Genomic DNA, 13,762 nt, shown 5'->3' on the forward strand with positions numbered 1-13,762 from the left:
GTACACCCCGCAGCGGGGAACCCACCGTGAACTTCGCACCGAACGGATCGGTGACCTCCGCGGTCCGCCCGTACGGCATGTCCACCGGATCGTCCGCGGTACCCCCACCGACCCGGGCCGCGGCGACGACCACGTCGGCATCGACGACCTGGAAGAGCGTGCCCCAGGACGACGCCGAGGCGGACGCATCGCCCACGATGCCGCCGATCTCGTGCCCATCCGGTCTGCGCAGAAAGGTGAAGTCCACGCCGGGCAGGTCGTCATTCCCATCCAGGGTGAAGTCGAACACCGCCGCGTAGAACTCCCGCGCCGGTCCGGGATTCGGGGTCACCAAGTCGTTGCGTAACAACGTGTTCGGCTCGTTCACGAGCTCGCAGCCAACGTGTGCCCGTCCCTGCCACAGGCCGAACTGCGCACCGGACGGATCCCGCACCATCGCCATCCGACCCTGGTCGGCGATGTCCATCGCCTCCGTCAGCAACGTGCCGCCCGCGGCCACGGACCGAGCGACCGTCGCATCGACATCGTCAGTCGCCAGATAGACGTTCCACCAGAACTCGGTCGCGCTCTCATCGAGATTCGGCATCAGCGCGGCAACCTTCTTACCGCCGAGCAGACACATCGTGTACCTGCCGTACTCCTCGGGACCGACGTCGAACTCCCACCCCAAGACCGACCCGTAGAAGGCCATCGCCCGGTCGAGATCCGGGATGCCCAGGTCGATCCAGGTGGGGGTGCCGAGAGGTTGATTCGTCGTGACCGCGCTCATCGCTGCTCCTCCGCCCGGTGGATACCCACTCGACGTTAGCCCGCGGTACCGACATTCGATGGCAGAGCCAGGGGATTCGCTGTCGCGCTTCGCGAACCGACGGTACCGCCCGTTCGGTCCGCATTTCGCCACAAGCACACCACTGAATGTCACACTGCGCTCATGACCGCCGCCGGCCCCTTCGCGACCGCCTGGGACGACGTCGACGCCGGAGTGCGTGGCAACGAGGTCGGCAGCCACGCAACGCAGATCGAGCCATCGTCCGCAGGCGGTGCCGCGGCCACACAGGTAGCGCGCACCGTAGTAGAGGTTGAATCCGTCGATGTACACACCTACTCGCACGAGGCCATCCTCAGAGCTGGACGGTCCCGTCCACCACCGGCGTCGCTCTCCGCATCCGCGTCGGCTCCGGTTGAAGCTCGAGCAAGTATTCCGGGGGGGAACTGCTCACTTTTCGACCGGATCCGACAGTGCGTCGAGGCGGTGGCTGTCCTCGTTCCCGACAGCGATGGACTCGGCGACCGCCCTACGTACGATTCCCAGTCGACGACGTCACCTCTGCCCGATGATCACGAGCAAGCACGTCATCAACCATGGTCGGCCCGCGTCTCGATCCATGTCCGCTGTGGGGCTTTGAAAATGCGTGGACCAGCGGTGGTGCGTCTACGGCGGTCAGCGGCAGCAGTTCGGGTCCAGCACCTCACGTAACGCGTCGAGGGCTTCGGTGCGGGCGCGGTGGAAGACGTTCATTCCACGTCGTTCGGATGGGACCATGCCGGCCTTGCGGAGCTGGCCGAGGTGGTGACTGACAGTGGATTCGGTCAGGTCGACGCCGTGCGAAACCTGTCCCGACTGCAGTGCAGCTACCGATGGCACGTCCCCCGGATCAGCGATGGTCGCCTCGAGCTTGCGGAGCGATGTCGGCGGGTCCCTCCAATGGACCAGACCCCAGCCGACAGGACCGGCGCGTGCCAGGTCCGGTCCGCCTTCCCCGAAGCGGCTGTCAGGGAACTCCCAGCCGAGACCCAGGGTCTCCACCGGATCGACGGCAACACTCGGATACCGAACCACCGAACGAACCGTCGAAGGAGACATCGACATGACCCGTGTCCCCGAACCCATTTCCACCCCGGCAGGACCCACCTACGAAGGACGCCTGCTCGATCGCCCCGCCGAGGACGTCGTCGACCAGGGCGCCGGTTTCGACATCACGACCCTGGTCACCCGGCGTCGGGTGCTCGGCGTCGTCGGCGCCGGAGCCGGCGCCCTGGCCCTGGCCGCCTGCTCCACGGGCACCGCAAGCACAACCACCACCGCCGCAGCGACCGCGCCGGTGACCCCTGCAGGCGAGATACCTGAAGAAACCAACGGGCCCTACCCGGCCGACGGCACGAACGGAATCAACGTGCTCGACGAATCGGGAATCGTCCGCAGGGACATCACCTCGAGCCTCGACGGCGGGACCACCGCCGACGGTGTCCCGCTCTCGCTGACCTTCACTGTCACCGACACGGCGAACGGTGGTGTCCCGTTCGACGCGGTGGCCGTGTACGCCTGGCAGTGCGACGCTCAGGGCCGGTACTCGATGTACTCCGAAGGCATCGAGGACCAGACCTATCTCCGTGGGATCCAGATCACCGATGCCGACGGCACGGCAACATTCGAGACCATCGTTCCCGGCTGCTACACCGGCCGCTGGACCCACATTCATTTCGAGATCTACCCCGACGCCGACTCCGCAACCGATGCCGACAACGCCATCGCGACCTCGCAGGTCGCCTTTCCGCAGGACATGCTCGACGCGGTCTACCAACTCGGCACCTACCCGGAGTCGGCCCGCAACCTCGCCCAGATCGGCAGCCTCGACAACGACAACGTCTTCGGCGACGGTTACGACCTGCAGATGGGCACGTTCACCGGTGACCCCGCCACCGGCTACGTCGGGACACTGACCGTCGCCGTCGACACCACCACCGAACCCACCCTCAGCCAAGGCGCAGGCGCACCCGGCGGTGGTCCGGGCGGACCCGGAGCAGGTCAACCCCCGGTCGGCGCCGGGACTCCCCCGGCTGGCGCTCCCCCGGCGGGCGCACCGCCCAATGGCACAGCGCCAGGAACCACCCCGGCAACCACGAACTGATCACGATCGATTCCCACCCTCGAGGAGAACCTCATGCTGCACAACCTCACCGGCTGGCACGCCCTCATCGTCCTGGCGATCCTGCTGCTCGTCTTCGGCGCCGCCAAACTCCCCGCCCTCGCCAAGGGCGTCGGACAATCCCTGCGCATCCTCAAAGACGAGGTGCGTGAGCAACCCACCGTCACCACGGGCGACAGCGCACCCACCACCGTCGACGAACACCACACACGCACCTCCACCGGCACCATGACGCCGGTGCCCTACCGACCCGCCTCATGACCGCGGGCACCGCCGCGCGCGGCACGATGCCGCTCGCCGACCACCTGAACGAGGCACGACGGCGCGGACTTCGCGCGGCGGTGGCGCTGCTCGTCGGCGTGATCGCCGGCTTCGTCTTCGCCGATCAGATCCTTGACGTCCTGCGCGCACCTATCGAGGAACTGGCCCGCTCCCGCCAGGCGAGCCTGAACTACGACACCGTCACCGGGGCGTTCGACGTCGAACTGAAGATCGCGCTGTTCTCCGGGATCATCGTCTCCAGTCCCGTCTGGCTGCGCGAACTGTTCGCCTACATCACCCCCGGACTGACCCGTCGCGAAAAGACATACGTCGTCGGATTCTCCGCGGCCGCCGCGCCACTGTTCGCTGCGGGATGCACCTTCGGCTTCCTGCTCTTCCCTCGCATGGTGCGCGTGCTCACCGGTTTCTCCTCCGACCAGGACAGCACCCTTCTCAACGCCTCGTACTACGTGGACTTCGTGATGAAGATCGTGCTGGCCACCGGGGTTGCATTCGTCCTGCCGGTCGTGCTGGTGATGCTCAACTGTCTCGGGATCGTCTCCGCACACGTCCTGCGCCGCAGCTGGCGCCTCATCGTCGTCGTCATCACCCTGTTCAGCGCCCTGGTGACACCGGCCGCCGACGTGTTGTCGATGTTCCTGGTCGCAGTACCGATGTCGGCGCTGTTCGGCGCCGCTCTCGGAATCACCCATCTGCACGACCGCAGAGCAACCCGACGCACCACCCCGACCTCATGAGTGAGGAATCCACACCATGTTCGGCCTGACCCTCGAAAAACTGTTCCTCGTCGCTGTCCTCGCCGGGATCGTGATCGGCCCGCACCGCCTGGCTGTCTACGCCCACCACCTCGCCGAGACCGTCCGATCGCTGCGCGACTTCGTCGACAAGACCCGCCACGATGCCGAACGCGACATGGGGATCTCGTTGCACCCCCACGAGTGGGAATCGCTGGACCTACGACGGTACGACCCGCGCCGTATCGTGAGCGACGCGTTGCACGAGGTGCACGAGGCCACTGCAGTCCCGCCCTCGCCGACGGCCACATCGGCCACCATCGTCACCGACGAGATGATCGATCAGGCCCGGCACGTGCGTCCCGGCCAGAGGTATCTGGTCACCGGGACCGCCGCACACCCGCGGCGGATTCTCATCGAATCACTCGCCCACGACGATCCCCGACGAATCGCCGCCGAGACACGCGACAGCCCACAGACGGATAACACCGTGCAGTGAGGGAAAGACGAACCGTGAGACAGGCGCTTCACCAGCCGGCTCGGTGCGACCCGCCCAGGGGTTCCGTATGCTACTGGCCACCTACCCCACATAAAACCGGACCGTCGGCAAATAAAGAGGGGGCGCACTTGACGGGGGTTCGAGTACGACCGTCACCTCCACATGCCCGCCTTCACTGCCGGCCACGTGTACTGACCTCCGCAGCAAAAGACGCCTTACATCGAATCACGCCGAGCCGTCCGCGGGCCCGCGGAAAAGCGACCCGTTCACGAGATTCGATAAGGAATCAGTTCTTGGGCACCCGCACGATGAGCGCGTGGCCCTGGCCACCACCACCGCACAGAGCGGCAGCGCCGACGCCACCACCGCGGCGCTTGAGCTCGAGCGCCAGGTGCAGCACGATGCGCGCACCCGACATGCCGAGCGGATGGCCGAGCGCGATCGCACCGCCGTTGACGTTCACCTTCGCCGGATCGATGCCCAGCTCGCGGGCCGAGACGATGCCGACGGCGGCGAACGCCTCGTTGATCTCGACGAGGTCGAGCTCGGTCGGGTCGACGCCCTCACGCTCGCAGGCCTTGGCGATCGCCCGTGCCGGCTGCGACTGCAGGGTCGAGTCCGGTCCGGCGACGACGCCGTGACGGCCGATCTCGGCGATCCAGCTCAGCCCGAGCTCGGTGGCCTTGGCCCTGCTCATCACGACGACCGCGGCGGCACCGTCGGAGATCTGCGAGGCCGAACCGGCGGTGACGGTGCCGTCCTTCGCAAAGGCCGGACGCAGCGAGCCGAGCGACTCGGCGGTGGTCTCCGGGCGGATGCCCTCGTCGGCGGCGAAGACGATCGCCTCGCCCTTGCGCTGCTTGATCGACACCGGCACGACCTCGTCGTCGAACAGGCCGTCCTTCCAGGCACGAGCGGCCCTCTGGTGCGAGGCGGCGGCGAAGGTGTCCTGCTCGGCGCGGGAGACGAAGCGCTCGCCGGAGTTGGCCGACTCGGTGAGGTTACCCATCGCCTGGTCGGTGAAGATGTCGTGCAGGCCGTCGTAGGCCATGTGGTCGCGCAGGGTCACATCGCCGTACTTGAAGCCGGCGCGGGACCCCTCGAGCAGGTGCGGGGCCTGGCTCATCGACTCCTGGCCACCGGCGACGACGACGTCGAACTCGCCCGCGCGGATCAGCTGGTCGGCCATCGCGATCGCGTTGATGCCCGACAGACACACCTTGTTGATCGTCAACGCCGGGACGTCCATCGGGATGCCGGCGGCGACGGCCGCCTGCCGGGCCGGGATCTGGCCGGCGCCGGCGGTGAGCACCTGACCCATGATGACGTATTCGACCTGCTCCGCAGCCACACCGGCACGCTCGAGTGCGCCCTTGATCGCCACGCCACCGAGATCCGATCCGGAGAAATCCTTGAGCGAACCCTGCAGGCGCCCCATCGGGGTGCGAGCACCAGCGACAATCACCGAAACAGTTGCAGTCATTGATATTTCCCTAGTCATGTCGTCATCCAACTCTTCGTCCACCGCGCACGGGGGCTCGATGTCATCTACCAGCGCGCCAACCACCGATACCGTCCCCAGCACAACAGACAGCAGGGCCCAGCGGGCTGGCTTCGAGCATCCTCGTCCACCCAATGAACGATTAGCGGTGCCTGGCGTCAGTACACCAGTACGTCTCGTCCCGAGCAAGCGGTAAAAGTGGTGTGCTGAAATCTGATCGCCTGGGAAGATCCGACGATCCGGTTCGTCCACTCAGTGAACGACTTGACAGAGCACCCGATCACAATCGATCGGGACCCGCACGACACCGACCATGCCGCGATCGCACCGTGGACACAGAGCGGGCCTCCGCGCAGTTGCGTAACCGCCCCTTACGAGCCGCCGGTCTGCGATACCACCCTTAATGTCCGTGGCCATGGCTTCGTGCAACTACCCGAATGGGTGACCACGTAGCGAACCACGTAGTCACCCGCCTGTGCGCAACTCGCGGACCGACCATTGTGATCCACGGCATACCGCGTTCTCATCCCCCATCGAAACGCGCGAGGGACAACGCGCGAGTTGCGTACCAGGAAGGTCATTTTCATGACGCAAGCCATCGGCCGATCAGTCTCTGTTCTGACGCACCGACGCGCTGCACCCGTCTCACCGCTGGGCGCGTTCGGCCCGCACGGGCGTGACGCCACCATGGCAACGCAGCACATGCCGGTCTGTCGGATCCCCTTCGTCGACGCCACCCTGATCCTGCGCGTCGACGAGAAGACAGCTTGTTGAGACACCCCCTCCATTCACAACCGTAGTTACAACGGAAGGACCCCTGATGGGACAGCTTGAAGGCAAGGTCGCGCTGGTAACGGGAGCAGCACGCGGGCAGGGGCGCTCGCACGCCATCCGGCTCGCGGAGGAAGGCGCTGACGTCATCATCGTCGACATCTGCGCCAAGCCGGCAACGACAAAGTACCGCGGCGCGACGGAGGACGAACTCCAGGAAACGGCCCGGCACATCGAGAAGTTCGGGCGGCGTGCCCACGTCGCGGTTGCCGACGTGCGGTCACTGAATCAGCTCCAGGACGTGGTCGGCGAGGGCGTCGCAAAGCTCGGGCGCCTCGACACCGTGGTGGCGAACGCCGGTATCTTCTCGTCCGCTCCGTTGCATGAGCTCACCGAAGAGCAATGGGACGAAATGATCGACATCAATCTGTCGGGCGTATGGAAGACGATGCGCGCGACTGTTCCCGTCCTGATCGAGCAGGGTGAGGGCGGGTCGATCGTCCTGATCAGTTCCACCGGCGGATTGCAGGGCTTCCCCAATTTCGCCCACTACGTCGCCGCGAAGCACGGTGTTACCGGCCTCGCCCGAACTGCCGCCAATGAGCTGGGCGCCCATCGGATTCGATGCAACTCCATCCATCCCACGTCTGTGCTGACGGACATGATCGACAACGTGGACATGTACCGCCTGTTCCGTCCCGACCTCGAGACGCCCACACATGAGGATTTTCGTGAAGCGTGCGAGACGGCGATGAACGTGCTGCCCACTCCCTGGATCGAACCGGTGGATGTCAGCAACGCCGTGGTGTGGCTGGCTTCGGATGCGGCACGCTACGTCACCGGCATCGCAATGCCCGTCGACGCGGGCGCGCTCAACAAGGTCTGATCGGCGGCCCCAGCGAGGGCGGGGCACCCGGAACCAGCCCGGTGTGCCCCGCTCCGCGCGCAAACGCATCGGCGATCGCGTGACGCCTGCTCATGCCAACTTCTCCAGACTGTGTTCGACGTGTCCCCAACCGGGTGCGGCGAACGAACCAGCGCAGCGACGATGTTCTTGTCTGTCATCCCGGGAGGCGACGTGCGGTCTCGAAACCGACATCGCGGCTCCACTGGTCTCGCACTTCTCGACTGATCGTCTCCCGACGTACATCGCGCTTGCTTCCCGATCGCGCACGGTGCTCGACTCGATGATCGAAGCCGGCTACGGCGGGGTTTCGAAACTGTGCGATGGCACGCGCTGTGTGAGCGGTGAACCTGTGGTGCACCCCCTGGCGGATGACTGACCGCAGCCTCGAAGCGGCCGAACGAGACCCTGGATGGCGAGGACCATGCCTCGAGCGATCATGAGACGCCTCAACGTCGAGGACCGGGTTCACCACGCATACCCCGATCGAACTAGGCGATCGAGCCGCGCGGCTCTGCTGCAAGTCCGACCCGCAGCCGACGATCCGCAGCCTGCTCCGGCGCCCAGCGGAAACCGGTTGTCACAGCAACGCGGCTCTCGCCTGCGCATACTCGGCACTGAGACGTTCGAGGATCATTGCAGCCGGCAGTACGGCGTCGACAGCACTGATGCCCTGACCTGCACCCCAGATATCGCGCCATGGCTTCGGTTGCGGCGTGGTTTCCGGCTCGGGGTCTTCATTGATCCCGAAGTTCGGCGCGCTCGGCCGTGAATTGGTGAGGGTATCGAGATCGAGCCCTGCTGCTTCGATGCTTCCTCGCAGGTAGTTGCCGTGGACACCGGTGAACCGGTTCGAGTAGACGATGTCGCCGGCGGTCGAGTCGACGACCATCTGCTTGTACCTGGGGTCGGCATTGGCTTCGGCACTGGCGATGAAGGCGGAACCTATGTAAGCGAGGTCGGCTCCGGCGGCCTGCGCTGCGAGGATGGCGCGACCGTGAGCGATGGCTCCGGACAGCAACAGCGGGCCGTCGAACCACGCACGTATCTCCTGGATCAACGCGAACGGGGATTGTGTCCCCGCGTGGCCACCGGCTCCGGCAGCGACAGCGATCAGACCGTCGGCGCCCTTGGCGACAGCCTTGCGGGCGAAGGTGTTGTCGATGACGTCGTGAAGGACGACGCCGCCGTACGAGTGGACGGCGTCGTTGACGTCGGTGCGGGCACCGAGCGAGGTGATCACGATCGGGACCTCGAACTCGACGATGGTGTCGAGGTCCTCCTCGAGCCGAGCGTTGGACTTGTGCACGATGAGGTTGACCGCGTACGGAGCGGACGGTGCCTCCGGGTTGTTCGCGTCGTGTTTCGCCAGCCTCGTAGTGATGTCGGTGAGCCACTCACGCAACACCGGCTGAGGTCGCGCATTGAGTGACGGGAACGATCCGATGACACCGGAAGTGCACTGTGCGACGACCAGATCAGGACCGGAGACGATGAACAAGGGCGACGCGACCACGGGCAGACGAAGCCGGTCACGGAGAACACGCGGAAGGGTCAATGTCGGATCCTTTTCGACAGCAGGTGATACGGCAGCACTTTCTAGTGCGGCGTGTGCGTTCCGAATCGCCGACCGTGGTAGGTCAGTGGTGCAGCGGTCGGTTCGATGTCGACACCGGTGACGGCTCCGACGAGAATGGCGTGATCGCCGCCGGGGAGGATCTGGTCGACCCGGCAGGACAACCAGATCGCGGACCCGTCGAGTCGCGGTAACGAATCGTGCTGGTGCCATAGGACTCCCGCAAACTTGTCACCGCCCTTCGTGGAAAATCCTGCGGCAACGGAGTGTTGCTGCGCCGCGAGGACGTTGACTCCGAACATGCCGGCACGCGTGATCGCGGACAGGCTGTCCGATGTCGTCGCCATCGCCACTGCGATCAACAGTGGTTCGACCGACAAGGACATCACAGCGCTGACGGTCGTGCCGTGCGGGCGATCGTCGTCCATCGTCGTGACGACGGTGACCGGTGCGCACATGTGCGCCATCGCCTCTTTGAAGTCGGCCCGCAGTTCGGCTTCGGCGTAGGTGGTCGAGTTGGAGATGCTCATGGACGGTCGGTCTCCCAATGACGTCGAGTGCGGTGGGTGATGCCGTTCAGGCAACGGCGGGATGACTGCTGATGATCGATGCCCACAGGTCCGAGTAACGAATCGTGGGCAGGTCCCAGTGCCGGGCTTCGTCGATGCCCGCCTCGCGGCGTGGATCGATGCGGGAAACCAGGGAGGTGAATGCCACCGGACAGCTCTGTGCTTCCGACGCGGTCGCGGTGCAGAGGTACCCGGCCTCCGCGATCATGCGCGGTCTGCTGGGGGCGTTGTCGTCCGTTGCCAGGACAGGGATGACATGGCCCGGTCGGGTGAACGACGCGGGAGTCGATCGCCGATCGCCCAGAGTGCGGAGCGTGACCGCACGGTCTCGTGCGGAAATGCCGGTCGTTACGCCTTCCGCGGCGTCGACTGCCACGCACATCGGTCCGCTGTATGACGTACCCATGTCCCAGGTCATCGGCGGGAGGCACAGGCGATGAGCATCGGACAAGCTCACGGTGACGCAGATGAATCCTCCTCCTTCACGGATCATTTCGGCCACGGTGGATGTCGAGGCCCGGTCGGCCAGGATCATCATGTCGATGCCGGTGCCGTTCAGATCGTCGAGTGCCAGCACCGGTCTACCGGTCTGTAGTGCCTCGACGGCGGCGTCGAGAGCCGTGGTGCGCGTGCGGTGCTGTGCGATGCTCATCGCCATCACCCGTTAGCCGGCGAGTCCGGTGGCGGACCAGAACGCTTCGAACGAGGACGGCACGAGATCGTTGCCGCGCACGACCTTGCCGTCGACGAACCGGTGGCCCATGACCATGGTGATGTCCAGTTCGTGATCCCCGAGTTTGCGGTATGCCCGGATCTTGGCCACCACGAGCTCGTCGTCGATCACGTCGCAGCTGAGCACTTCGTTTGCCGAGGCGTCGAGCTTGGCGAGCACGCCGAGTCCCTCCAGGAACTCCGCCTTGGTGTAGACCCGCTGCGAGCCGTCGAAGGTGAATCCGGCCCACGTCATCGTGTCGTCGTACAGGTCCAGGAGGGGTGCGGGATCGCCCTGGTCGGCTGCGGCGAAGGCCTTGGTAAGTGCGTCGGCGTTCTGCTGGGTCATTGGTGTACCTCCGTCAGTGGGAATGTGGTCCACACCACCTTTGCAAGGGCGGCAGCATCCGGTAACCGTCCGACCACGTGACCGGCTACGGGGGTGGTGATCCCACCGCCGTGATCACAGTTTTTGCTGTTCATAGGTGTTTTGTTCGGGGATATTGGGTGGCGGGCACCTCGTGTAGAGTCGCAGTTGACACATCTTGACCCCCCTTCTTGCGGCGTATCGCCTTCGCCCAGCAAAGTGATGTGGGTCTCATAGGAGGTGCGGTGAACGCCGACGAATGGTCCGAAATCCATCGATGCCGGGGTGAAGGCGAGTCGATCAAGGGCATTGCCCAGCGCTTGGGTATCTCCCGGAACACGGTGCGCCGGGCCCTTGCCATGCCCGAACCGCCGCACGACCACCGAAGGTTGAAGGGCTCGGTGGCCGATGACGCGGATGCACGCATCCGCGACCTCCTCCAGCGGACTCCGGACATCTCCATCGCAGAGCTCGGCAGATGTATCGAGTGGAACCACTCCCGCACGCTTCTCGTACGCAAGGTGAACCAGATCAAGACCGAGATGACCACTCCCGCGTTCGAGCTTCCTTCGATCGGGACCGGCCTTCCCCAGCAGCCCACCAGTTTCGTCGGGCGACACCACGAACTGCGTGAAGTCCGTCGGCTTCTCGGGGACCACCGATTGGTGTCTGTGGTCGGACCCGGAGGAATCGGAAAGACCCGACTCTCCGTACGCGCCGCGGAAGAATACCGACGGGCATTTCCTGACGGTGTACGCTTCGTCGAATTCGCTGCCCTGCGAAGCGAAAACCTGCTGAGTCAGGCGATTGCCGATCGACTCGGACTCGAAACCCGCGACGGTCCGGAAAGCTCTGCCGACGACATCCTCATCGAGTACTTACGCAATCGGAGGATGCTCCTGATCCTCGACAACTGCGAGCACCTCGTCGAAGGAGTCGCCGCCCTCGCGAGCCGTCTGATCGAGGAAACAAGCAACCTTCGGATCCTCACCACGTCACGTGAATACCTCGCCATTCCCGGCGAGTACGTTTTCCATCTCCCTCCCCTGCCGACGCACGCAGGGACAGGCTCGGGGGCCGTCGAACTGTTCGCAAAGCGCGCCGAGTCGGCGCTCTCGGGATTCGAACTCAGCGATTCGAATGCCGAGGCCGTCAGACGGATCTGTCAGCGACTCGACGGACTCCCCCTGGCCATCGAACTGGCGTGCACCCGCCTCAACGTCCTTTCCGTCGAAGACCTGGCCGAACGACTGGATCGGCGCCTGTCGATGCTGACCGTCTCCGCACGCGGACGTACACCACGCCATCGCAGCCTGCAGGCCACGATCGACTGGAGCTACGAACTGTGCTCGGAAACCGAACGCACCCTGTGGTGCAGAGCCTCCGTCTTCGCAGACAGTTTCGACCTCGCCGCAGCAGTAGCCGTGTGCTCCGACGACGTCCTGTCCGAGGACGAGATCATGGAAGCAGCCGCAGCACTCGTCGCCAAGTCCGTGGTTGTGCGTGAGACATCGCAGGACGGTGTTCGCTTCCGACTGCTCGAATCGATACGAGAGTACGGATGGGGGAAACTCAACGTCCCGGAACGCCGCCACATGAACACGAACCTGCTCGAGTACTGCGCACACATCATCGAAGAATCGACAGCGTCCTGGTACGGCCCCGAACAGTTGGCGCGGGCAACCGCGGTGTCGATCAACCGCGGAAACATCCGCGCGGCGCTGCATTCGGTGATGAACGACCCCGCCGAGCCCGCACTCGTGCAACGGGCCGCGGACACCCTGGGAGCCTCGAGATTCCTGTGGGCATGCGGAATCTCCGTACGCGAACACCGCATGTGGTTGACGCAGGCACTCGACTTGCCCGGAGTCTCGAGGACCGCACGAGGACGCATCCTTACCGTGCTCGCATTGGTTCAGACACTGCAAGGCGACCGAGACGCCGCCGACTTCACCCTACGCAGAGCCCGTGAGCTCGCCGGCGACCGCGAAGATCCGGTTACCCGGTCGTTCGCAGTGCACATCACCGGACTACGGGACTTCTTCGCCGGCCGGCCCGACTCCGGAATGGCATACCTCGACGAAGCAGAACGCGGTTACCAGTTGTACGGCTCCGAGCCGGAATTGGTATCGATGCTGCAGATCCACCGCGGCATGCTGCTCTGCTCCACACAGGACGTCTCCAGCGCCGCGGAGGCGTTCAACCGCGTGTTCACCAAGACCGACGAAATCGGCGAGCTGTGGTTCCACTCCTACGCGACCTACGGACTCGGCCACGTCGCACTGCTCGAGAACGCCCCCGACACCGCTGTCCAGCGCGCCCTCGAAGCACTTCGATATCAGCGAGAGTTCGCCGACCCCATCGGCAAGACCGTGATGGCCGACCTGCTCGGATGGGCACTTGCCGCGCAGGGCCACGGGGCACGTGCCGCCGTCGTCCTGGGCGCCGCCTCGTCCATGTGGGGTTCGATCGGCCAGCAACTCTACGGTGCCGACCACTGGAATACGTTGCGCGAACGCGCAGTCCATACGGCACGACGCCACATCGGAACATCCGCGTTCGATGCCGCATGGGCCCGAGGACAGGCCATGACCGCACCCGAACTGCTCGCCTACATCTTCGACGAGGACTGCACCGGCGACGAGCATCCGGTCCCGGACCGAGGTCGGTTCACCCGCGCCACCGCGAACGCCGACACCTCTCAACTCGAGCTTCTCTCACCTCGTGAACGCGAGGTCGCCGATCTGGTTGCGCAGGGCCTGACGAACAAGCAGATCGCCGAAAAGCTGGTGCTCTCACCTCGAACAGTGGAGGGACATGTGGAGCACCTGCTACGCAAGCTGTGCCTGTCCCGACGAACCGAAGTACCCCGAGCACTCTTCTCGACCTGAACAGCCCCGTTCGCCCGGGTCGCCATCACG

The 13,762-nt window shown here is 65.1% G+C and carries 14 protein-coding genes; 7 read left to right on the top strand and 7 right to left on the bottom strand.

All coding sequences use genetic code 11. The features are described from left to right. Positions 1 to 769, bottom strand: a 769-nt coding sequence (locus ACLBYD_RS29320; protein WP_447818735.1) for a VOC family protein, incomplete at its 3' end; no start/stop codon positions are given. 672 nt (positions 770 to 1,441) lie between these two features. Further along, positions 1,442 to 1,744, bottom strand: a complete 303-nt coding sequence (locus tag ACLBYD_RS29325) for an ArsR family transcriptional regulator (RefSeq protein ID WP_447819215.1) — start codon at positions 1,742 to 1,744, stop codon at positions 1,442 to 1,444. A 124-nt stretch (positions 1,745 to 1,868) separates the two neighbouring features. On the opposite strand from ACLBYD_RS29325, the gene ACLBYD_RS29330 reads away from it, so the two are divergent. Genes ACLBYD_RS29330 through ACLBYD_RS29345 form a run of 4 tightly spaced genes read left to right on the top strand, consistent with a single transcriptional unit; the run spans position 1,869 to position 4,442 of the window. Beyond that, complete coding sequence (locus tag ACLBYD_RS29330) at positions 1,869 to 2,909, top strand: intradiol ring-cleavage dioxygenase (protein ID WP_447819206.1); 1,041 nt, start codon at positions 1,869 to 1,871, stop codon at positions 2,907 to 2,909. A gap of 33 nt (positions 2,910 to 2,942) precedes the next feature. Beyond that, the gene (locus ACLBYD_RS29335; RefSeq protein WP_447819207.1) at positions 2,943 to 3,188 is read left to right on the top strand and encodes a twin-arginine translocase TatA/TatE family subunit; all 246 of its coding nucleotides are present in this window, start codon (positions 2,943 to 2,945) and stop codon (positions 3,186 to 3,188) included. Further along, positions 3,185 to 3,946 (top strand): twin-arginine translocase subunit TatC, encoded by a 762-nt coding sequence (tatC, locus tag ACLBYD_RS29340; protein WP_447819208.1) that lies wholly within the window; start codon positions 3,185 to 3,187, stop codon positions 3,944 to 3,946. Before ACLBYD_RS29335 ends, tatC begins: the two co-directional genes overlap by 4 nt. A 16-nt stretch (positions 3,947 to 3,962) precedes the next feature. Continuing rightward, positions 3,963 to 4,442: a Sec-independent protein translocase subunit TatA/TatB gene (locus ACLBYD_RS29345; RefSeq protein ID WP_447819209.1), complete on the top strand. Its 480-nt coding sequence runs from the start codon at positions 3,963 to 3,965 to the stop codon at positions 4,440 to 4,442. A 286-nt stretch (positions 4,443 to 4,728) separates the two neighbouring features. Here the strand turns inward: ACLBYD_RS29345 and ACLBYD_RS29350 are convergent, their stop codons facing one another. Continuing rightward, positions 4,729 to 5,925 (bottom strand): acetyl-CoA C-acetyltransferase, encoded by a 1,197-nt coding sequence (locus tag ACLBYD_RS29350; RefSeq protein WP_447819210.1) that lies wholly within the window; start codon positions 5,923 to 5,925, stop codon positions 4,729 to 4,731. Between the two features lie 603 nt (positions 5,926 to 6,528). Here ACLBYD_RS29350 and ACLBYD_RS29355 point away from each other — a divergent pair. Beyond that, positions 6,529 to 6,717 carry a hypothetical protein gene (locus ACLBYD_RS29355; protein WP_447819211.1) on the top strand — a complete coding sequence of 63 codons (189 nt, stop codon included), beginning with the start codon at positions 6,529 to 6,531 and terminating at the stop codon, positions 6,715 to 6,717. A 46-nt stretch (positions 6,718 to 6,763) separates the two neighbouring features. Further along, a complete protein-coding gene (locus ACLBYD_RS29360) occupies positions 6,764 to 7,600 on the top strand; it encodes a mycofactocin-coupled SDR family oxidoreductase (RefSeq protein WP_447819212.1) in 837 nt (278 codons plus the stop codon). Between the two features lie 598 nt (positions 7,601 to 8,198). On the opposite strand, the gene ACLBYD_RS29365 is transcribed toward ACLBYD_RS29360, so the two are convergent. Genes ACLBYD_RS29365 through ACLBYD_RS29380 form a run of 4 tightly spaced genes read right to left on the bottom strand, consistent with a single transcriptional unit; the run spans position 8,199 to position 10,823 of the window. Further along, complete coding sequence (locus tag ACLBYD_RS29365; protein WP_447819213.1) at positions 8,199 to 9,176, bottom strand: NAD(P)H-dependent flavin oxidoreductase; 978 nt, start codon at positions 9,174 to 9,176, stop codon at positions 8,199 to 8,201. 41 nt (positions 9,177 to 9,217) lie between these two features. After that, positions 9,218 to 9,724 carry a flavin reductase family protein gene (locus tag ACLBYD_RS29370; protein WP_261379999.1) on the bottom strand — a complete coding sequence of 169 codons (507 nt, stop codon included), beginning with the start codon at positions 9,722 to 9,724 and terminating at the stop codon, positions 9,218 to 9,220. A 46-nt stretch (positions 9,725 to 9,770) separates the two neighbouring features. Further along, complete coding sequence (locus ACLBYD_RS29375) at positions 9,771 to 10,415, bottom strand: 3,4-dihydroxy-2-butanone-4-phosphate synthase (RefSeq protein WP_261380000.1); 645 nt, start codon at positions 10,413 to 10,415, stop codon at positions 9,771 to 9,773. A gap of 12 nt (positions 10,416 to 10,427) precedes the next feature. Continuing rightward, the gene (locus ACLBYD_RS29380) at positions 10,428 to 10,823 is read right to left on the bottom strand and encodes a nuclear transport factor 2 family protein (protein ID WP_145692517.1); all 396 of its coding nucleotides are present in this window, start codon (positions 10,821 to 10,823) and stop codon (positions 10,428 to 10,430) included. 263 nt (positions 10,824 to 11,086) lie between these two features. Between ACLBYD_RS29380 and ACLBYD_RS29385 the strand changes: the two genes are divergently transcribed. Then, entirely contained in the window at positions 11,087 to 13,732 is a 2,646-nt protein-coding gene (locus ACLBYD_RS29385; protein WP_447819214.1) for a LuxR C-terminal-related transcriptional regulator, read from the top strand. The last annotated feature ends 30 nt before the right edge of the window (positions 13,733 to 13,762 follow it).

The sequence above is a fragment of the Rhodococcus sp. C26F genome (assembly GCF_053345925.1).